This window comes from candidate division KSB1 bacterium, assembly GCA_022566355.1.
Classification (GTDB): domain Bacteria; phylum Zhuqueibacterota; class JdFR-76; order JdFR-76; family DREG01; genus JADFJB01.
Map to the genome: position 1 here is coordinate 1 of JADFJB010000087.1, position 20,402 is coordinate 20,402.

Sequence of the window (20,402 nt, forward strand, 5' to 3'; positions counted from 1 at the left end):
CATAATCTTAAATGAGATAATGGGGTTGTTTTGAGCTATCGATTTCTTGTGTAATCAGCGCCCGGAACGGCAGATAATGCAAAAGACTATGCGCTACAATAATCAAATGTTCTTTACCGCTGAGAGCGCCGGCCTCTACCACAGGCGCGATTAGTATTTCGTATAACCTGTGCAAAGGCATCATCCAAAACCGTTCATCTAATTTCCCCTTGTTCATATTCCGGACGCCGGTTCCCCGGTATAGTGCAATTTTACCGCGTACACTTTGCTTCCCTTCTGGAACAGTAAAAACCTGTAGATTTTCTTGGGTCACGACGAAAATGATGGTACTTTCTTCCGTAATAAAGTATTCCAATAGTGCCGATTTATTTGTTAGCAATCGTTGTATTGTCGACACCGGAAAGGGATCGATACTGACCAGGGAATTATATTCAGGGTGGCGTAATTTGATGTCGAGCAACAAACGCTGATAGTCCATTTGGGCTTTCTCTATTGAGTGGCGATAACTACTTTCTGAACCACGTAATCCTTTATTGTCGTCCTCCTCTTCTACGATTTGGGAGCGTAGATTTTGTATTTTGATGCGAAGTTCTCGTTCCTGGACTATCAAATTTTGAGTAGTGGGATCATGAGAATCTATCTTTGTATTTCCCAATCGGTCAAGCAAGGCGCGGGAGCGGGCTCGTTCTACATATTCAAAGGCTTCTTCGACACGATTCATCCGAACAAGCAGGGTCACCATTGCCTCATAGGTCTCAAAACTGTTATGTATGATACCTGCTTTGAATTCCTCAACTTCAGCTTGTGCGCGAATTTTTTCGACCGTAGTCACTGCTGCTTGAAATGAATAAAAGGCACGTTCATCATCACCGCGGTCTTGCCACAATTTTCCCCGACCCAGATAGAGCTGCCAGCGCAACTCCGGATCTTCTAAACCCTCACTAATGGCCAATCCCTGTTCGTATGCCCTGGCTGCTTTTTTCCCACTATCAAGCTCACGGTAAAAATCTCCCTGTTGTAACTGTAACCAGCCTTGCAATCTTCGGTTACCGATACCTTGTGCAAGGTTCATGGCCAACTTCCAGGTATCAATAGCTTTTACGGGTTCATCCTCCAAACTGTAAACATAGCCCAGGTTGCCTAGATCCATACACTCGTTATTTTTTTCACCAAGATCTTTATGAAATTTTAGAGCCTGTCCAAAGGCATCCTCAGCTTTTTCCAACTCGTTCATTTCCAGGTAGGTGCGACCTATAGTTGAGAGTGTGGATGCTTGTCCGCTAACGTTTTCAATACTTCTATGCAGTTCAATTGCGTTACTAAAATTCTCCAAAGCCCTGGCGTGATCTCCTACAGCCATGTAGGTTTGACCCAACGCCTCGATCCAATAAGCCTCGCCGCGGACATGACCCATGTCACGATGAATTTCCAGCGCCCTTTGATAATTGCGGATTGCTTCCGGATATTCTCCGCGAAATTTATACAAATCCGCCAATCGTCCTAATTGGTATGCTTCTCCTTCCTGGTATCCCAATTCCTGGTGAATCGCCAAGGCTTGTTGGAAATGACTTAAGGCTTTATTGTAGTCACCCAAGCTCAAATAGGCAAGTCCCAAATTGCCCAGGTCGTTCCCTTCGCCCTGGCGATCTCCCAATTCTCGCCTGATAGGCAGAGCCTCGCCATAAATTGCAATTGCGTCTCCATAATCCCCCAATTCAATTTGGATATTGGCAATGTTGGCCAGGTTCCTCGCGATACTGCGTTGGTTTTCTAACGTGCGATTCAATTCAAGGGCGTGCTGGTAGTTCGCCAGCGCCTTTTCATAGTTACCCATCTCTTGATGAATGAGGCCGGTATTGTTGTAATCTGCGGCCATGCCTCGTTTATCATCGAGTTCTTTTCGATAGGGTAGAGCCCTCTCAAAATAAGCACGGGCAGTAGGGTAGTCGCTCCAATCGCTATAGACATTGGCGATATTCCCCAGTCGATTGCCTGTACGCCATTTGTCGCCGATTTCTTCCAGGGCTGTTAGCGACTTTTGGTAGTTTTCGAGGGCCGCATCGAAATCCCCCAGGTAGAAATAGGCAGCGCCAATGCTGCCTGGAATTGCTGCCAAATCATCTAAATCATCGATATTTTGCGCTAGTTCCAATGCCTGTTCATAAAAGTTCCGAGCGAGATCATATTTCCCTTGCAGCAAGCTGTCCCTGGCCGTTTTCCTTAGCACCAAGATTTGAGCTTTAATTTTGGTAGATTCGGATGAAAATTTTTTGTAGCGATGCGCTTTTTCCAGGTAAAAGCGGTCGCCAAATTCTTGCGCATAAATATCTGCCAGGGCGTTGGCTGTCTCCCAATCATGGTTTCCTGCCGCGGTTGTGCCACGAGTTTTCTTTAGTATTGAGGAATCCAGCACAGATTCGATGGTTCGAATTGCATCCAATCTTTGGGTTTTGAGGAGGTCTCTTACCCTGGTTAAGTCATCATTTGTATAGGCTTGCAGGAGCTGGACTTTAAATTCTTGTCGGGAGAGGGGTTGAGCAATACCTGAGTTTGCTGTTGTGCACAAAAGCAATAAAGGCAAACTTAACAAAATTAATGTGGTGAAAAGATTTCGTTTCATTGTTAAGGAGTCCTCATTTAATGTCATTCCCACCAAAGCGGGAATCTATATATTGTATCTTCTGAAAAATAACAATCTATCTGTCATTTCGAGGAGTTTACGATGAGAAATCTTATAATCCATTTCAAGTATGACTTGTTGGCAGACAAGATTTCTCCTCGCTTCGCTGTGTCAAAATGACACACTATTTATTTTTATCTATAAGGTCATCTTCCAAAAATTATTTTTATTTAATCTCAATTTTAAGATTTCCATCTAAGTTTAAATATCTATTCAGCTTTGAAGGTAAAATATTCCATGTCGGAGAGAGTGGATCTGCCAAATTCATAGTTGCCTTCTACTTGCCAAAAGTAGGTCATAGCAGATTGAAGTTTTATTTCTTTTGGCAAAGTCACATCATTTTTCTTTGTCTTTATCTCCCAAATGATATCGCCATTTGAATCAAGCAGAAGGAAGTTGTAGGTGGAGATATTTTCTACTTTTGTCCAACTAAATTTTAGTTGTCGTCCTTCAACGTCACTTTGGTTTTCAGGGGCTTGCAACTGAATTTGGAGTTCCGCTGTAGATTCGCGTGTAATCAGCGGGGATTGAATTTTACTTTGTGGTTGATAAATGATAAAACCAATTATCAATACAGTTAGTGCAAAACCTGCCCAACGATAGACAGGTTTTGGTGAAACCAATACATCCCAAAGAATTCTTACTTTTTCTCCAGCTGAACCTGTGATTGATGTAAAGGTTTGCTTGATTCGTTCTGGCAAACCAAGGTTAACTTCAATTAGACCTTCGGCTTTGAGTTCGTGTAATAAACTATCTAAGGAAACTAACCTATCAAGACAATATTCACATTCACCTAAATGGAGTTGAACCTCTTTTTTAGATTTTGTACTGGTTGGGCTTTCTATGTAGGTCAGTATCTGGGAGTCATCGTAGCAGTCCTGTGTTTCTTGCTTTTGTTGAATTGAGATATTGCTTCGTATGAATGTTCGAAGATTTTCATATGCCTTTACTTTTTTGCTGCATTTGGGACAAGATTGCAGGTGATTCTCAATTTTACCTTTTTTAATTTGATTTAAATTGCCACTTTTGTAAGCGATCAATTTCGATAAGTTCACACACTGCATTAATTATGACTCCTTTCGTTTAATATGAAGAAACGGACATGACAAAACTTTTTTGCGGTTTTTTTTAACTATTCAGCCTCGAAGTCTCTAAGACATCCCTTTCCCCTTTCCCTTATACCTTTTCCCTCATTCCTTTTACCTCATACCTTATACCTTATACCTAACCCCTAACCTCATACCTAATACCTAATACCTTATACCTAACCCCTAACCTCATACCTCATACCTCATACCTCATACCTTTTCCCTTTTTACTTTTCAAGATCCGAGGGCCCAATACCTCTTTCTTTTAGCTTAACTTTCAAAGCCTTCAAGGCTTTTTTAAGTTTTCGATTTACCTGCCAAATGCTTTTCATTTTCAGGATTCGTGCTGTTTGTTCAAGAGTCATCCCTTTTAACACATGTAGCCTAATGATCAATTTCTCTTGATGGGGAAGTGTGTTAAGTATTTCATTCAGTATCCCCTTAGTTTCTTGGTGAATCAGTTGTTGTTCAGCGTTAGGTTCATTCCGGTCTGAATGATCGAGTTCATCTACATCGTCAAATGACAAAAGGGGTAGAAACGCTTGTCTGTTCTCAAAAAGTCTGAATCGAGTTTCACTGTTTAAGGTATCATGAATTTTATCTAAACGAATCAACATCTCCCCATAGTGTCCCTCAAATCTGTGCTGTGTTTTAAGAAGTTGAAAAGTTAATTCGGTTGAATAACCTTTCTGATAAATAAATTGGAAAATAGTCTGCTCAATTGCCGGAAGTTTTTTTATGCATTCAAACAACCGGTTTCTGCCTTTATTTCGAAACCAATCAAAGCAACAATTTCGTGTAACAACGACAATCCAGGTTTCGAATTCATAATTGCGAGGTTGCTCAAAATAGGCCATTATTTTTTTATACTTATCTTTTTTGAATTGTTCAAGAACATAAGTGTACAATTCCATTTGATCATCATGATCCCGAACTAACTTTGCAATGACAGCCATTATTTGACGGTTAGAATCTTGTACGAAGTTAGACCATGCTTTTTCCGGATCATTTCGAAAAGCTTGATTCCAATCATGACCCCTTAAAGTCGTCATCGAGGTAACCTTTATTAAAGTTAATGGGTAGCTTACCCAGGTTACCTAAATAAAATTCTTAACAGCGTGAGAAAAAAGTATTGTCAACAACTTATTTAAAGAAAAACTATGGGACAAGGAAAAAGTAGATAAATTTACTGTTTGCGTTGCATCTTTGTTAAATCTGTTTTAGAATAATCGGTAGCTTTACTTTGTAAATTATCTTTAAGGATTTATCTATGCGTATTCGAATCAACAAAAGTGCAATTCACATCATGCAGGGGGATATCACGCATCAAAATACCGATGCTATCGTGAATGCTGCTAATAATTCCTTAATGGGTGGCGGTGGTGTTGACGGTGCCATTCATCGGGCTGGCGGACCTGAAATATTGGAAGAAAACAAGAAAATAGTAAAAGAAAAAGGACCGTTACCTACGGGAGAGGCAGTCATTACTACTTCGGGTAAAATGCCATCAAAGTATGTGATTCATACTGTCGGACCCATCTATAAAGATGGCGCCTCAGGAGAAGCAGATTTGTTGACCAATGCATATCGAAATAGCCTTGCTTTAGCGGCAGAAAAACAGCTTGAATCAATCAGTTTTCCTTCTATCAGTACTGGTGTTTTTGGATATCCAATTCCTGATGCAACTGATATTGCCATTGAAACTGTAATTCAATTTCTAAGAGAGAATGATCAAATTAAATTGGTACGATTCGTTTTATTTGACGATCGCACTTTCTTGTCCTATCAGCAAGCATTAAACAAGATTGGGAAAGACTAAAACCAACTAACCTGAAGAATTCTTAGGCACAAAGGCACAAAGGCACAAAGAAAAAGAAATAAAAGATTGGGAAATATTGTAGGCTGAGTTTTAAACCGACATTCATGTCGGCTCCGCACTTATGCTTTATTCATTCCTTATTTGATCATTGATTATTTGAAATTGGGATTTATTTGTGATTTGTGATTTCACACGCCGCATCCAACATCTAATATCCGGCATCTGGCATCCAACATCTAACATCCGGCATCCAGCCTCAATCCACCTTCAACACCACCATGGTCATGTCATCATGCTGGGGGGCTTCCCCGGCAAAACCATTGATGATTTTGACCGTGTACTCAATTAATTCTTCGGCAGATGAGCCATTATGGTTTTGCAGCAATTCCGAAAAGCGGGTATCGCCAAATTATACTCATTCCGACATGTTGTGGTGTGATTATTTTAAAATGATAAGGCGCTAAATCGCTCTTCTGGAAATCTGAGATGTTTTTGTGATATGAATTATATTGTATAAATTGTTTAATGTAAATGATAGACTCAGGCAACCAACTTATTTCGGAATATTGGTTTTTGATGACAATGAATTACAACGGAGGGATGGACGTTGAGGCTTGAAATACAAAACGGAATAATAAAATAGGGAAATAGTTTTCATCAGTAATTAACCAAATTCTTTGTTTGGTAACGGCTTATACCTCATGTATATTATAAAATGCCAGATAACCAAAAAACCGACTGGAAGAGGTTTGATGCAATGACCGATGAAGAGATTGATAAGTCAGAAATACCAGAATTGGGCGAAGAATGGTTTAAATCCAATTCTAAAGGTAGAAGTTATCAAACTTTCATCAATGCAGTATTAAGACATATGTAAAAACACAAAAAGGACGAGCTCTTGAATAGAATTCATCCAATAATTTGATAGGGAATTATTATTATTTTAGGGCCGACTTCTTCTAAAAAAATGACCTAATAATACAAACAAAACGGAAAACCAAATGAAACCAAATCAATCCCGTCCTTCCTGGGACGATTACTTCATGGAAGTCGCAAATAGCATTTCCAAACGAGCCACCTGTGATCGGGGTAGAAGTGGCTGTGTGATTGCAAAGGATAAACATATCCTCGTTTCAGGCTACGTAGGCTCCCCGGCCGGACTACCCCATTGCGATGATGTCGGCCACCAAATGAAAAGCGTAATTCATGAGGATGGAACAACCACAGACCATTGCGTGAGAACGGTCCACGCTGAGCAGAATGCAATTTGCCAGGCTGCGAAAGTTGGAATCTCAGTTCTGGGTGCAACAATCTACACCAGAATGACTCCCTGCCGGGTTTGTGCAATGTTAATCATCAATTGCGGCATTAAACGCGTAATATGCGAAAGGAAATACCACACCGGCATTGAATCGGAAGAGATGTTTGCCGCGTCGGGTGTGGAATTAGTTTATAAGTATGATGAGCTGCAGAAATATGAAACCACAGATTAGCTTGATAACAATGATTTTTTGAGGGTAAATAAAAACATCTGTCTCTGAGGTTCTGACGACCTTAATAAATTTCAGAAATGAAACTATTTGATCAAAATATTGTAAAGTAATAATATTTGATTCCAAATCGTATTTATTTAAATCAATCAAAAACTTCGTGATTAAACAACTGTTTACCCGGAAAATCAAATTCTTTAAGTTAGTATTCTTCTCTTTCCTTCTTTTTATATTAATCGATCCGCAAGGGGCTTTCTCACAAAAAATCATTCATGGCACAGTTAAAGATGCACAAACCGGCAATTTTCTTCCGGCGGCCAATATCGTTATAGAAGGTACCTACCGCGGCACCATCACCAACGAAGAGGGGCGATTCTCGCTTAAAATCAAACAACTCCCGGCCACGTTGAAGGTAACCTATATTGGCTATTTAGCCGAGAGACGAGTTATTTATTCCAGTTCAGGGAGCGAGCAAAACATTCTTCTTAAACCCACAGTTTTTGAGTTTGGGCCGATAGTCGTAACTGCTGAAGATCCGGCGATAGCAATTATGCGCGAGGTTATAAAACGCAAGCAAATCTGGCGCGCAAAGCTATATTCCTACAAAGCCAGGGCCTTCACCCGGCAAAGACTGGAAAATGATTCAAGCATTGTCTCAATAACGGAAAGCATCTCCGTGGCGTTTTGGGACAAGAACAAAGGCGCCAGAGAGGTGATTCAATCCAAACGGCAAACCTCAAACGTAAAAGAGCAAGAGAATTTTGCCGGCGCCAGCTATGTCCCCAACTTTTATGATGATGATATAAAAATCCAGGGGCACAAGACCATAGGACCGACTCACCCCAAAGCGCTCAGATATTACAATTTTAAACTGGAAAGCCAGCGGGTTTTGGATGATAAAATTATTTTCGATATCCGGGTCTCGCCGCGGACCAAACTCCAGCCGGCATTCGAAGGCAAGATATCCATAATGGATGAAGTATTTGCCATGATCGAAGTTGACCTGAAACCCGGTGACGCGTTTATTTTTCCGCAGCCCATCAAAGAATGGAATGTTTATTATAAACAGCAGTTTAGAAATTTCGGCAACGAATTCTGGCTGCCGGTGGATGTGCGAATCGATGGTGATGTAAAAATCGGGTTCCCGGGGTTGAATTTTCCGACTATGAAATACCACCAAACATCCATACTCACAAATTACCAGATCAATGTTGTTTTGCCTGATTCTATTTTTAAAGAGAAGCGGCTGCTGATAATCGACTCCCTTTCCATTAAACAGGATAATGACAGCCTGTTTGCTGCCAAACAGGAAGTCGTTCCGCTTTCGACTAAAGAGGAAGAAGCCTATTCCAACATCGATAGCACGTATACTATTGCGAAAGCCTTTAAACCTACAGGCATCCTGGCCCGGTTTGTAGATATGGACGATGAAGAAGAGTCGAAAAACAGGAAATCATCAAACCGGTTTATACCTTTCGATCCCCAGCTTTCTTATAATCGAGTCGATGGCGGACACCTTGGCTTAAGCTTGGACCGGAACATCCATAAAAACTTAAGAGGCAAAATTTCCGGTGGTTACAAAACGAATCTTCAGGAATGGGGATTTCAGGCAGAATTGAGATACAGGTGGGGTAAAAGAAAGCGTGCATCCCTGGAGTTGATGTATTTCGATGATACCGAGACAAGGTACTTTTCGGAAAATTTTAGCCGGCAAGCGACGGCGTTGCGGCCCTTGTTTGGATCTGAAGATTATTATGATTATTATTGGGTAAAAGGATTTCGCAGTCAACTGGGTTATCGAATCCGGAAATTTGATTTGAACATTTCGGCAGGGTTTCGGGCGGAGGAGCATTCCTCCAGGACAGACATTACCAGCAAAGGCTTGATCAGCCGGAAAGGCGGGCAAAGGCCCAACCCGGGAATTCAGGGTGGTAAACTTCGTTCTCTGGAACTCACCTTGGCGTTCGGGGATGATTATACTCCATTTGGAGTTGTTGGTCAAAATAGTGCGGAAATTAAAATTGAGTACAGCCCTTCAAATTTGTTGTCGAATCAGTTCGATTTCACAACCTACCAATTTTCATTAAATGCCAGGCTACCCACTTTTTTTAAACGGAGGTTAATGCCAAACACCCTCGAGCTCAGGCTTGTCGGTGGGACTTTTAGCGGAACGTTACCGGTGCAGCGCTTCGGCATTTTGGATGTCAGTCTGGGGGCGTTTAGTCCGTTTGGCGTATTCAAGTCTTTACAGGGTTACCCGTTGGAGGGAGAGAAATATTTTGCGGTTTTTTGGGAGCACAATTTTCGCACCATCCCCTTCGAAATGATTGGATTGCGTTCCATTGCGAAAAGAGATTTAGGGATCATCCTTCATGGCGCTTTTGGCCGTACCTGGATCGAATCTTCGCGATTGACCACCCTCACTTATTCTCCTCGCTACCAGGATAGTTTTCGCCATGAGATTGGGGTTTCGTTAAACGGATTGTTTGGCTTTTTCCGCCTGGATTATACAAGGAGGCTTGATAAACCGGGGGATTATATAGGGTTTGGTTTTAAACGGTTTTTTTAGATAAATTTTGTCTTTTAATGAGTTGTTATTAAAAAGGAATTCATCAATGCCACAGCAAATTTTGATATTCCAAATAAATATTTGTATGGGTAATCCAGGCGTAAATCAATAACGAGCCTCGTACCGTAGCTCTCTCTGATCAGGGTTACAGCGATTGTAACCCAGGGCGACGCGCAGCTTCCATATCCTGCACTACTTCTGTGACTGTATAACCATCCGTATCGACGCCTTCTTCTTGAAAGCCGCCTGGCACAACTTGTGTATGCTTTGGCCATATTATCGCCTGCCAGGAGGTTGATGATGTTTTTTGCTAGCTGAGCCGGAGGTTTACCGAATAATTTGTAAATAGAAAAAACAAAAAAACATTAATATTGATTTGTATTGAATTTGATGGGAAGTAAGTTTAGCTTTTTCGTGGATTACCACAAATAGAACAAGTTTTTATTCACAAATATTTACTCAATTTCATAAAAACCATATGGAAACCAATGGGCAAGAAAAAGAGGCAAAAGAAAACATCAGAAGTTAAACCTAAGAGATCGCCAGGTTTTACTCTTACTGAAAATCAGCAAGTCCTTGTTGGGGTAATCGTCCTTATTGTGCTTATAATAGGTTATCTTTCTCCAATTGTTTTTGAAGGCAGGGTACCGCCGGCATCGGATAGTATCGGCTGGAGGGGAAGCGCACAATCGATTATTGAATCCAGGGAAGTACATGATTCGAATCCGTTATGGGCAAATAATGTGTTTGCCGGAATGCCAGGCTACCTCATTTCTCTGCAAGCGCCATTTGAACAACCATTCAAATATGTCATAAGAGCTGTAAATAAGTTAATAAACTGGCGGGCGACATACCTAATTTTGGGTGCAATGGGAATCATTTTTCTCATGCGATTTTGGCGATTTTCACCGCTAACCAGCACTTTTTCTGCGATAGCCTATATCTGGTGGCCTTATCTATTTGGCATTTTAGAAGCCGGGCATAACACCAAAGTAAGAACGATGATGTTAATGCCGCTAATTTTGTTCGCATTCGTAAAGCTGTTAAAAAAACCGGGTATGTTGAATGCTTCTCTTTTTGCAATTTTTTTCAGTTTAGGAATCCAATCCAATCACTATCAAGTTATGTTTTACATTTCGATGGTTTTGGCTGTTTTTGGGATTTTCCATATGGTGCGTTTTTTTCAACAAAAAGAATGGCGCTCAATCGGAATTAGAACTGCACTGGTTATAGGCGCATTAATCCTGGCGGTTGGGATTTCTTCTTTCCCAACCCTGGTTGTAAAGGAATATTCAAAATACTCCATCCGGGGTGGGACTGGAGAAGCTGCTTCGAGCGGATTGAGTTACGATTATGCTACCAACTGGTCGTTGTATCCGGGGGAGATGATGACTTTTATTATTCCACGTTATTATGGAGGAAGCTCCTCTGAGCAGTACACGGGTGATGCCGTTCCGGAATTAAAAGGCAGGACCATCCCGGGTTACTGGGGCCACAAAATCTTTACTACAACAACCGATTATATGGGGGTAATATCCTTATTTTTTGTAGGCATTGCTTTGGTTTTTAGAAGACGGGATAAGCGAGTTCTTACCCTCGCTGTGGTTTGTGTGCTTTCACTCCTGGTTTCATTCGGAAAGCACTTTCCGGTTGTATACGATCTCTTTTTTAATTTTGTACCGTACTTTAATCAATTTCGCATACCTTCGATGATTTTGGTGTTGGTGCAATTGGGGATTGCCATCCTTGCCGGATTTGGATTTGAATTTATAGTTAATCATTCTCAAGAAAAAATTCCCCCGCAAAAAATCATTAAGACCATCGCAATTATATTTGGAATATTTGTTTTCCTGGGGTTGATCCCTCTCTTTTTGAAAAGCGTCATTCCATTGGCTAAAGCGGATGATTTGAATAATTACCAGCCGCAACTTTTAGCGCTTATTAAAGAAGCCCGATTCGATATGCTTAAACAGGATTCCATCCGGCTTTTGCTTTTGGCAACTGTTGCATTTGGAATTACTTTGGCTTATTTAAAAAAGTGGGTTTCGAAACTAGTATTCACAATTTCAATTCCTTTGCTTCTCGTATTTGATCTATTCGGCGTTAGCAATCGCTATTTGCAAAACCTGGTGAAGCCCAACGAGTTTAACAAATATTTTGCTGAAACGGCTACAGACAAATTTTTACTACAGGACCAGACACATTATAGAATTTTTCCACTTGGTCAGCTTTACGGTACTAATAGTTGGTCATATCGGCATCAGTCTATTGGCGGCTATCACCCTGCAAAATTAAGAACAATCCAGGACCTTAATGAATTCAGCCTTTACAAAGGAACAGATCCGGGTTTTCAAAATAGTTCGAATATTCCGATTAACTGGCACATTCTAAATATGCTCAATGTAAAATATGTTTTGGCCCAAACTCAAATTGAACATTCGAATTTAAAGCAAGTTTTTGCAGATAATCAGAGTAACATCCTGGTTTATGAAAATCTTGCAGCTTTGCCCAGGGTTTTTACCGTAGGAGAAGTAGAAATCATTAAAATGCGGGAAAGCCGGTTTGCAAGATTAAACTCTTCTGAATTTGATCCGGCAAAAAAGGCGATCTTAGAAGAAGAGTTGGATACGGAAATTGGCGTACCCGTTAACTTTGCCAGTGAAATTACCCGTTACGAACCCAATCAAATTGATATAAAAGTCGATACCGATTCCAACACACTAATGGTTTTAAGTGAAATGTACTATCCAGCCGGCTGGAAGGCATATGTTGATGATGTTGAAACAAAAATTTACAAAACCAACCATGCCTTGCGGTCTATTGTCGTTCCGGCAGGGAAACATGAAATTCAATTCATATTTAAGCCGAAGTCTTATACTGCTAGTTTATGGATATCCGGTACTTCTATGACAATAGTATATTTGGTTTTGGGATTGGCGGTATTTCAAAGTTTTCAGAAAAAGAAACAGCAGCAGCCGAAAAGTTAGAAAGGACATCAAGTCGAATTCAATAAATTTCAAAGTGTTTGTAGATGCCACTACTAGCTAAATACCTGTTACAATTATCAGATTTCATGAATTATGGGGGGAAAAGATTCAGGGATGCTGCAAAACGATTATCCAAAGAAATGTCGACTCAACTCATTGAATGTGAGCATGAGAATTGGCAAAATGTTCACCCTTGTTTTGTTTTATCAACCGGAAGAGCAGGTACACTTTTATTAAACAAATTATTTTCATTATCTAAAACGCATTCCCGGTTCATCAACCGTCTCCAGAACTCATTCGCCCTTCAAAACGCGCTTATGAAAATTTATCCAAATCATGGGAGATTTATCGTGAGGTGTTTAAGAGCGCTCGAGAGGAATATCTACTAGAATCTGTACTCAGGCAAAAAGTATTTATCGAAACCAATAATTGCGTCTCAAATCTTATTTGATATTTTTGTGGTTTAACCCTTTACTCCTATTATGCTCGAAAAACTCAAACAAACAGTTAAACACATGGGGTTTTTTGCCCTCGGCAATATTAGTCCAAAATTATCGGGTTTTATTCTTCTGCCCATTTATACAAAACTTATCTCCGTTGCGGATTATGGTATCCTGGGTTTGTTCGAAGTGGTTGAATTGTTGAGTGTCCATATTCTTTCATTTGGAATTCCACAAGCTTTATTGCGCTGGCACGGTCTCACGGAAAGTGAGATAAAAAAGAAAAACTATATTTTTACCCTATTCATTTTTCTTACTTGTATTTGTGTGGGTAGCTTTTTAATTGTTTTGTCCTCAAGAAGTTTTTTGGCAGAATTTCTATTCGGTCAAAATATTTTTGCGAATTATTTTGTTGTCCTTTTTATATCTATTTCTTTTACAGTTTTAAGCAAACTTCCTCTAACTTTACTTCGCTCAGAAGAAAAATCTCACCTTTATGCGACCTTCATTTCTATTCAATTTGCATTCAACTTAATCGCGAATATTTATTTTGTCGCAATTTTGAAATATGGGGTAAAAGGAATACTGATTTCGCAAGCAATCAGCACTGGATTAATCTTCTTAATTTTAACACCATATCTTTTTAAGAGAATGAATCCACATCTGGAATTGGCCGAATTAAAAAAAATGATTTTATTCAGCTATCCTTTTATCTTTTCCGCAATAGCATCAACAATTCTGAATGTAGGGGATCGCTATTTGCTAACGAAATTATCAACTTTAGAACAAGTCGGTTTATATTCTTTGGGATACAAATTCAGCAATATCATGAAAATGCTATTGGTAGATTCGTTCATGCTGGGATTACCCGTTATCGGATGGAAAATCGTTAAAGAAAACAGCCAGCCTAAACGGTTTTTCTCAAAAGTGTTAACCTATATGGTTTTTGGATTACTATGGTTTGGATTGATTTTGTCTGCTTATTGCAAGGGATTGATTCATCGCTTCGCATTAAACCCAAATTACTGGGATGCTTATCACGTGGTGCCATTTTTTGTATTAAGCATCATTTTTGTCGGGATGCAGAGTCTGTTTTTTTTCGAATTGCAAATACCACAAAAAACCAAACTGATTCCCCGAATTGTCGGTTGCGCAGCTGTTCTGAATATCATTCTTAATATTTTGCTAATTCCGAAATATGGTATGATGGGCGCGGTTTATGCTACTGTTTTTGCTCAATTCATTGCTTTGTTTGTTGCTTATCGCGTTGTACAAAAAGTTTATCCCGTTAAATATGAAATCAATAGGATATTGATATTGTTTGGAATAGCAATCGGTTTATTTTTCATTACCGCAGTTTTTAACAACTATTCTTTGATCGAAAGAATCATCTATAAAGGATTGGTTATCTTGTCATTCCCATTCATCCTTTACTTGATCCGGTTCTACGAGCCAATCGAGCTAGATCGAATTCGAGGTTCAATCAAAAAATGGAGTGGTAAAATATTGCTGCGAAAACCGCCCAAGATGGATTAATGATCGCATGAAGTTGATAAAAACCGAAATCAAAGATAATGTTTTCTACAATTAATTGAGTGCTTCTTTTAGAAATGCATTTTCACAACTTAAAATTATCGCGATCAACCACGTAGCTCCAAACCGCCTCATTCCCCGGGTTTAGTTTTGATCATTGATTTTTTAATCAAGATTAGCATCCCAAACATCCACCATTCGTTTTGTTAAGTTTTTAATTTCAAACTGCTTAATTGCGTTGGTATCATAATCAAGGACTAATTGCTTACTTCGAGACCACTGTTGATACAAAAACAACACCTCTTTTTCAATCGTTATGGAATCATCTGGCTGGATAATAATGCCTGATTTTGTTTTGTTAATAATCCGTGCCGCTTCACTGTCCTGTGGCGCTAAAGCTAAAATGGGCCGTTTGGCACCGATATATTCGAACAGTTTGCTTGTAGGGATATTTTTACCTTGTGGAGAATCTATGATATATAAAAGCAGCAATGTCGATGAAACCATATTCGTTAAAGTTTGCTTATGATTCTGGTATCCCATGAACCGAATGTTTTGATGAAATTCCGAATTCCTAAATTTCATTTCAACATCACTATCTACCGTCCCGTAGAAAACCATTTCGAGATCTTCTCTAAAATTTGTATGTTTCGAATATATGTTTTCGATGGCTCGAATAAAGCATGTCAAGTCGTAGCGAACAAACAATGAGCCGACATACGTTAGGATAAATTTATTGCTTGAGTTCGAGGGCAGGTTTTCAAAATCCAATTCATTAAAACCATTTGTGATAATAATGTTCTTCGTTTGGATTTTTATCCCACTGGTTTTTTCTGTTTCTTTTTTAATCCCTTCGCAAACCCAGGTTAAGGAATCGGCGTGATTGAGAACCAATTGGTTTAAAGCAGAATCAATTTTTAGGGGGATTATGGAATTCCTCTTAGGAACCAAATACTTAAACCAGGGATCACGAAAATCTGCGACCCATTTTTTACCGGTTACGAATTTTAAGGCGCCAGCGATAATGTGAACTGTATTTGGAGGACCTGTAGAAAAAACCAGGTCAATTTTTTCTTTACGGATGACTCGTAGCCCTTTAAAAAAGGCAAAAGGAAACCAGCCAATTCTGGCATCAGGAATAAAAAGCCAGGTTCGGAGAAAAATGGCGATTTTTTCCTTTAAGCTCACAGTCCCTTGCTCATCAATTGAGAGTGTTGATAAATCGATAGCTTCTCCAATCTTGCGCCCAGTAAATTTCCGGTAAAGGCTGTAAGGCTCTGGAATGAAGGTTCGATAGATACTCGTTTGCGGGGGGACTTTTTTTATTAGACTGTTATCAATAGTAGGGTAATCTCCATTTCTAACGGTTAGGATTACCGATTCCCACCCAAGTTGTGAAAGATTGTTTAAAAAGCGAAGTGTCCTTTGTACACCAGCCCCTCCGGATGGAGGGAAATAATAAGTGATAATCAGAACTTTTTTTTTAAGTGCGGGCATAAATTGGACTTGGCCAGAAATGTCTCTATGTTAAAAGCTCAAAATTATTCTAATTCCTGAAAAGAAACAAACGAATAGAAGCCACAGACAAACACCGACTAACTATTTTAGTTATAAGTTTGTGCAAGTCTGTAGTTTTTTAGTCTGTGTAAGTCAGTGGCATTTTAGTCTGTGTAAGTCAGTGGCCTTCAATCCGGGAAACCCGATTTATCAATTCCGGGAATAATCCTCAGGGCATTTTTATAGTAGAGTTTCTTCAACACCTCATCGGGTAGATTCATACCGTACATTTTCCAGAAGGCATGCCGTTTTCGATAGTAATCGAAATATTCATCGGCGGATTCTAACACGCGGAAGTAGACATAATATTCTTTTGGATTCCAGGAATCCTTGCCAAACATAACCCGGTCCTGGTATTTGATGAACCATTCCCGTGCAAAACGTGGCTGGCGTCCCAGCTCAGCCAAAACCGCACCGATCTCGGTGTACATATTGGGTAATTCGTCCATCAATTTTCCCAATCGGCCAAGATCGTTGCCCATCCAGCCCAAATGAGCATTGATAAAAATAGTTTTTGGATGTTTGCGAAATACATTGTGCTGTTCACTCATAATTTGTTCCCAAGATGGAAAAATCGCAGGATCTCGATAACGCCCGGGTCTTTGTTTTAACTCCAACCAACGTTCGTTATTCTTGTCCTTCGGCAGCCAAAAAGCTGCCGGCTCGCCGGTATGGATGAGTACCGGAATTCCCAATTCTCCACATTTCGCCCAAACCGGATCAATGCGAGGATCGTCTACAGCAATGAGTTTTCCGCTTTTGTCCTTATTGGTTAATCCATGACTTTTATAAATTTTTAAGCCGTTAGCGCCATTTCGAACATCAATTTCAAGCTGCCTGATTGTATTTTCCGCCCAATCCGGCTCATCAATGTTATTAAAATCGATATTGGTGAAGACGATGAATCGCCCGGGTTTTTGTTTTTTTGCATTTTCAACTGCTTGTTTTAGAAAATCACTTTCATTTAAACCAAAACTAAAAGTGCCGTCTTCATTTTGTGTTCGTCTAAACCCTCTGCCGCTGAGGTTTACCATAACCGCCATATTAAGTTTGTCCATTTCAGTAGTAACTTCATTTAAATCCATTGATCCCATTCTACGTTGATGATTGTGCACATCAATAAATGGAAACTTGGCACGTGTTAGCGGATTCTCCGGGACCACCAGGGTGGAAGGCGGGTTGTAATCCTCAAAAGACATGATTTGACCAAAAACAACAAATGGAAATAAAGTAACAAGAAAATTTATCACAATTCTTTTCATAGCTGGTTTTCCTTCATTTTATTTCATAAGTTTGATAACGGAGTTCAAAATAAAAATTAATACGATCTTTTGCAATGCTAGATTCAAAAATAAAAGAAATCATCTTTCAACAGGCTAGTGTTCCGGAAAACTAAAATGGCGGTTTAATGTCGGTTACAGTTCTTATTCCAACTCCGTTAAGATCTTATACGGATCATCAACAATCTATTGAAATTGATGGCCAGAGTGTTGATGAGATTTTAAACAAACTTATGAATCAATATCCATTATTACGCAAACAAATATGTACGGAAGATGGTACAATTCGCAGATTCGTAAATATATTCTTAAACGACGAAGACGTTCGTTTTTTGGAAAAAGATAAAACTCCTGTTAGAGAACTGGATGTCATCAGTATCATACCATCGATTGCAGGGGGTTAAAATAATAATCGCTAATAAAGACAAAACTATATGACCAACATCCAAGTCATTTCTCCAGTAGAATTAAAAGAAAAACTTGATAACGGCGAAGATATTTTTATTCTTGATGTTAGAGAACAGAATATGAGAACTGTAATTTAACCTGTCATTTAATCCCTCTGAATACATTGCCATCTCGAATCCATGAATTAAATTCAAACAATGAAATCGTCGTCTATTGTCACACAGGTATCCGGAGCGCTTATGCAGTTAATTTTTTATTGCAGCACGGATTTAACAATGTAAAGAATCTAATTAACTAATATACCAAAATCACTTTTCTCAAGCTTTTTTGCAATTTCATCAGCCCATAATCTTCCATTAGGTAAATCAACTGATGAGACCCAGAATTCTAGATTCCCCACAATTAAAGGCATCCATTCTTTAAGTTTTTCAGCAGGCTATCCGAGAGACACAAAAAATGTCATCTTCGAATGTTTTCAGGTTATCCGAGAACCCAAAAACTGTCACCCCCGAGCGCTTTAAGCGGGGGTCTATTTGCATTAGTTAAGCACAAAATGAACTTTTGATTAAAGCTTGCAGGAGAGACAAGACCGGTTCTCGGACAGCCTGTGTAACAAGATTCCCGATAATCCCGCCCCAGGCGGGACGGGAATGACAGTTTTATAAATCAGTTATGAGGTTTGTGAATAATCCAGGTTAATTAATATAACCCCAGTAACACCTTCTTCCGAGTTTAGTTAAAAAAGTATTTAACTAGATTTGTTTTTTGCATAACCTGGTTTATCAAGTTTAACCCCGACAATAATATTTTGAATGAATAGTATGTATTATTTTTATTTATGTGTCCCTGCATAGGTATTACTATATGAATTTCATATTTGTTATTCATACTTGTAATTCAATTTCCAAGTGTGATATAATGATTTTATCTAAGTCGTTTATAAATAGTAAGATACATAGAAAGATAAATTTGGCACAATTGTTGAACTGAAGATGTTAAAAACGACGACTAACGAACCACATACGAAAATGAGATAAAATGAGTAAGAAATATTTAAAATATGTATTAGTACTTTTTGTTCTAATTGTAAGTAATGCTCAAGCAGAAAATGTAACTGTATCCTGGGATGCCAATACAGAATCAGATTTATTGGGTTACAAAATTTATTATGGCACTTCTTCCGGAAGTTATTCCCAAGTAATTGATGTCGGCAATGTAATTGAATTTCAGGTCAATAATCTTTCTGCCGGATCATATTTTTTTGTAGTCACTGCTTATGATAACTCATATAATGAGAGTGACTATTCCGCAGAAGTAGCTTTTACAATTATTGAGGTTCCGGACAATAGACCTCCCCAGATTTCAAATGTATTGATAAATAATATAACAATGAATTCAGCTACGATTAGTTGGGATAGTGACGAATTGAGCGACAGTGAGGTTGAATATGGCTTGGATACGAATTATGGAAGCAGTACGCCATTGGATGTGAATTTAGTAACAAGTCATAATGTGAACTTGGCGGGTTTATTGGTGAAGACAACGTATCATTTTCGAGTAAAATCGAAGGATGGGAATGGTAATTCAACAATATCGAATGATTTTAATTTTACAACTTCATCTGAGATTGGTTCATCATTTGATGTGACGATGGAGGCTGAAGATATGCCAATCAAGACGGGGGTAGGTACGGCAAATGGCCCTGGTTGGGCCTTATGGTCGAACGGAATTGTGGCTGAAGAGGTTGTTTTTCCAGGAAATTATGACTTTGAATTTACACTGCATGCGAAAGGAAATTTCATCAATAGCGAATGGACTAAGGCAGAGATTCGAATTGATCAGGTTTCAAAAAGCATAATAGAAGTTAACAGCTCCGAATATACTGATTTTAAAGTGATATTGCCTGTTACTGGTGGTGTGCATGAGGTAGCGATTGCGTTTATTAATGATTATAACGCAAATGGACAGGATCGAAATTTATGGGTGGATTGGCTCCGAATTATGGGAGGTGAAACCGCGGATGATTCATCTGGAGTAGTACCTGCGCCAAATATCACGGATGTTGTATTAATTGACCTTCAGACAATTCGAGTTTCTTTCTCTCAAAAAATGAATGGATCATCAGTTACTAAAAAGGAAAATTATTCAATTGAACCTTCAGTTCAAATTCTTTCAATCGATTTAGATGCATCCCAGGTGTTCGTAACTTTGACAACCAGCATTCACCAGGAAGAAGTTGATTATACATTAACAGTGCAAAATGTTAGTAATTCTTCTGATATTGCAATGGAAAGTCCTTATTCCAAAACTTATCGATTTTTGGGTGTTAACCCTCCATTGGAAGAAGCGCCACCCACAATAACAGATGTTTTACTGCTTAATCGTCAGTCAATTCGCATTTCTTTCTCTCAAAAAATGAATGGGTCATCAGTTACTAAAAAGGAAAATTATTCAATTGAACCTTCAGTTCAAATTCTTTCAATCGATTTAGATGCATCCCAGGTGTTCGTAACTTTGACGACCAGCATTCACCAGGAAGAAGTTGATTATA

At 39.1% G+C, this 20,402-nt stretch carries 14 protein-coding genes and 1 pseudogene; 9 read left to right on the forward strand and 6 right to left on the reverse strand.

Features of this window, described 5'->3' with window-relative positions; all coding sequences use genetic code 11:
- Positions 1-7: 7 nt before the first annotated feature.
- From IIC38_14340 to IIC38_14350, 3 genes are all read right to left on the reverse strand, one after another.
- Positions 8-2,620: a tetratricopeptide repeat protein gene (locus tag IIC38_14340; protein ID MCH8127114.1), complete on the reverse strand. Its 2,613-nt coding sequence runs from the start codon at positions 2,618-2,620 to the stop codon at positions 8-10.
- A 269-nt stretch (positions 2,621-2,889) separates the two neighbouring features.
- Complete coding sequence (locus tag IIC38_14345) at positions 2,890-3,744, reverse strand: hypothetical protein (protein ID MCH8127115.1); 855 nt, start codon at positions 3,742-3,744, stop codon at positions 2,890-2,892.
- Between the two features lie 251 nt (positions 3,745-3,995).
- The gene (locus IIC38_14350; GenBank protein MCH8127116.1) at positions 3,996-4,820 is read right to left on the reverse strand and encodes a sigma-70 family RNA polymerase sigma factor; all 825 of its coding nucleotides are present in this window, start codon (positions 4,818-4,820) and stop codon (positions 3,996-3,998) included.
- A gap of 218 nt (positions 4,821-5,038) precedes the next feature.
- On the opposite strand from IIC38_14350, the gene IIC38_14355 reads away from it, so the two are divergent.
- The 4 genes from IIC38_14355 (at position 5,039) to IIC38_14370 (ending at position 9,646) form a co-directional block, all read left to right on the forward strand.
- Complete coding sequence (locus IIC38_14355; GenBank protein ID MCH8127117.1) at positions 5,039-5,587, forward strand: O-acetyl-ADP-ribose deacetylase; 549 nt, start codon at positions 5,039-5,041, stop codon at positions 5,585-5,587.
- Positions 5,588-6,302: 715 nt separating this feature from the next.
- Positions 6,303-6,464 carry a hypothetical protein gene (locus IIC38_14360; GenBank protein ID MCH8127118.1) on the forward strand — a complete coding sequence of 54 codons (162 nt, stop codon included), beginning with the start codon at positions 6,303-6,305 and terminating at the stop codon, positions 6,462-6,464.
- A 124-nt stretch (positions 6,465-6,588) separates the two neighbouring features.
- Positions 6,589-7,080, forward strand: coding sequence for a cytidine/deoxycytidylate deaminase family protein (locus tag IIC38_14365; protein MCH8127119.1), 492 nt, complete (start codon positions 6,589-6,591; stop codon positions 7,078-7,080).
- Between the two features lie 157 nt (positions 7,081-7,237).
- Positions 7,238-9,646, forward strand: a complete 2,409-nt coding sequence (locus IIC38_14370; GenBank protein ID MCH8127120.1) for a carboxypeptidase-like regulatory domain-containing protein — start codon at positions 7,238-7,240, stop codon at positions 9,644-9,646.
- 14 nt (positions 9,647-9,660) lie between these two features.
- Here the strand turns inward: IIC38_14370 and IIC38_14375 are convergent, their stop codons facing one another.
- Complete coding sequence (locus IIC38_14375; GenBank protein ID MCH8127121.1) at positions 9,661-9,921, reverse strand: hypothetical protein; 261 nt, start codon at positions 9,919-9,921, stop codon at positions 9,661-9,663.
- A 213-nt stretch (positions 9,922-10,134) separates the two neighbouring features.
- Here IIC38_14375 and IIC38_14380 point away from each other — a divergent pair, with 213 nt between their 5' ends.
- Complete coding sequence (locus IIC38_14380) at positions 10,135-12,633, forward strand: YfhO family protein (protein MCH8127122.1); 2,499 nt, start codon at positions 10,135-10,137, stop codon at positions 12,631-12,633.
- Positions 12,634-13,148: 515 nt separating this feature from the next.
- Positions 13,149-14,609 carry a polysaccharide biosynthesis C-terminal domain-containing protein gene (locus tag IIC38_14385; GenBank protein ID MCH8127123.1) on the forward strand — a complete coding sequence of 487 codons (1,461 nt, stop codon included), beginning with the start codon at positions 13,149-13,151 and terminating at the stop codon, positions 14,607-14,609.
- 162 nt (positions 14,610-14,771) lie between these two features.
- Here the strand turns inward: IIC38_14385 and IIC38_14390 are convergent, their stop codons facing one another.
- Positions 14,772-16,103, reverse strand: a complete 1,332-nt coding sequence (locus IIC38_14390) for a hypothetical protein (protein MCH8127124.1) — start codon at positions 16,101-16,103, stop codon at positions 14,772-14,774.
- Between the two features lie 188 nt (positions 16,104-16,291).
- The gene (locus IIC38_14395; GenBank protein ID MCH8127125.1) at positions 16,292-17,425 is read right to left on the reverse strand and encodes an amidohydrolase; all 1,134 of its coding nucleotides are present in this window, start codon (positions 17,423-17,425) and stop codon (positions 16,292-16,294) included.
- A 146-nt stretch (positions 17,426-17,571) separates the two neighbouring features.
- Here IIC38_14395 and IIC38_14400 point away from each other — a divergent pair, with 146 nt between their 5' ends.
- The 3 genes and pseudogenes from IIC38_14400 to IIC38_14410 all read left to right on the forward strand — a co-directional run.
- Positions 17,572-17,847: a MoaD/ThiS family protein gene (locus IIC38_14400; protein MCH8127126.1), complete on the forward strand. Its 276-nt coding sequence runs from the start codon at positions 17,572-17,574 to the stop codon at positions 17,845-17,847.
- Positions 17,848-17,877: 30 nt separating this feature from the next.
- A pseudogene (locus IIC38_14405) lies at positions 17,878-18,149 on the forward strand (rhodanese-like domain-containing protein).
- A 740-nt stretch (positions 18,150-18,889) separates the two neighbouring features.
- Positions 18,890-20,402 (forward strand): fibronectin type III domain-containing protein (locus IIC38_14410; protein MCH8127127.1); only part of this gene is annotated, 1,513 nt, incomplete at its 3' end.

Excerpts from the sequence above, each read along its gene's own strand:
- IIC38_14390 (MCH8127124.1), bottom strand. The coding sequence starts at position 16,103 with ATGCCCGCACTTAAAAAAAAAGTTCTGATTATCACTTATTATTTCCCT.
- IIC38_14345 (MCH8127115.1), bottom strand. The coding sequence starts at position 3,744 with ATGCAGTGTGTGAACTTATCGAAATTGATCGCTTACAAAAGTGGCAAT.
- IIC38_14360 (MCH8127118.1), top strand. The coding sequence starts at position 6,303 with ATGCCAGATAACCAAAAAACCGACTGGAAGAGGTTTGATGCAATGACC.
- IIC38_14350 (MCH8127116.1), bottom strand. The coding sequence starts at position 4,820 with ATGACGACTTTAAGGGGTCATGATTGGAATCAAGCTTTTCGAAATGAT.
- IIC38_14365 (MCH8127119.1), top strand. The coding sequence starts at position 6,589 with ATGAAACCAAATCAATCCCGTCCTTCCTGGGACGATTACTTCATGGAA.
- IIC38_14400 (MCH8127126.1), top strand. The coding sequence starts at position 17,572 with ATGTCGGTTACAGTTCTTATTCCAACTCCGTTAAGATCTTATACGGAT.
- IIC38_14380 (MCH8127122.1), top strand. The coding sequence starts at position 10,135 with ATGGGCAAGAAAAAGAGGCAAAAGAAAACATCAGAAGTTAAACCTAAG.
- IIC38_14375 (MCH8127121.1), bottom strand. The coding sequence starts at position 9,921 with ATGGCCAAAGCATACACAAGTTGTGCCAGGCGGCTTTCAAGAAGAAGG.
- IIC38_14395 (MCH8127125.1), bottom strand. The coding sequence starts at position 17,425 with ATGAAAAGAATTGTGATAAATTTTCTTGTTACTTTATTTCCATTTGTT.
- IIC38_14385 (MCH8127123.1), top strand. The coding sequence starts at position 13,149 with ATGGGGTTTTTTGCCCTCGGCAATATTAGTCCAAAATTATCGGGTTTT.
- IIC38_14355 (MCH8127117.1), top strand. The coding sequence starts at position 5,039 with ATGCGTATTCGAATCAACAAAAGTGCAATTCACATCATGCAGGGGGAT.
- IIC38_14340 (MCH8127114.1), bottom strand. The coding sequence starts at position 2,620 with ATGAAACGAAATCTTTTCACCACATTAATTTTGTTAAGTTTGCCTTTA.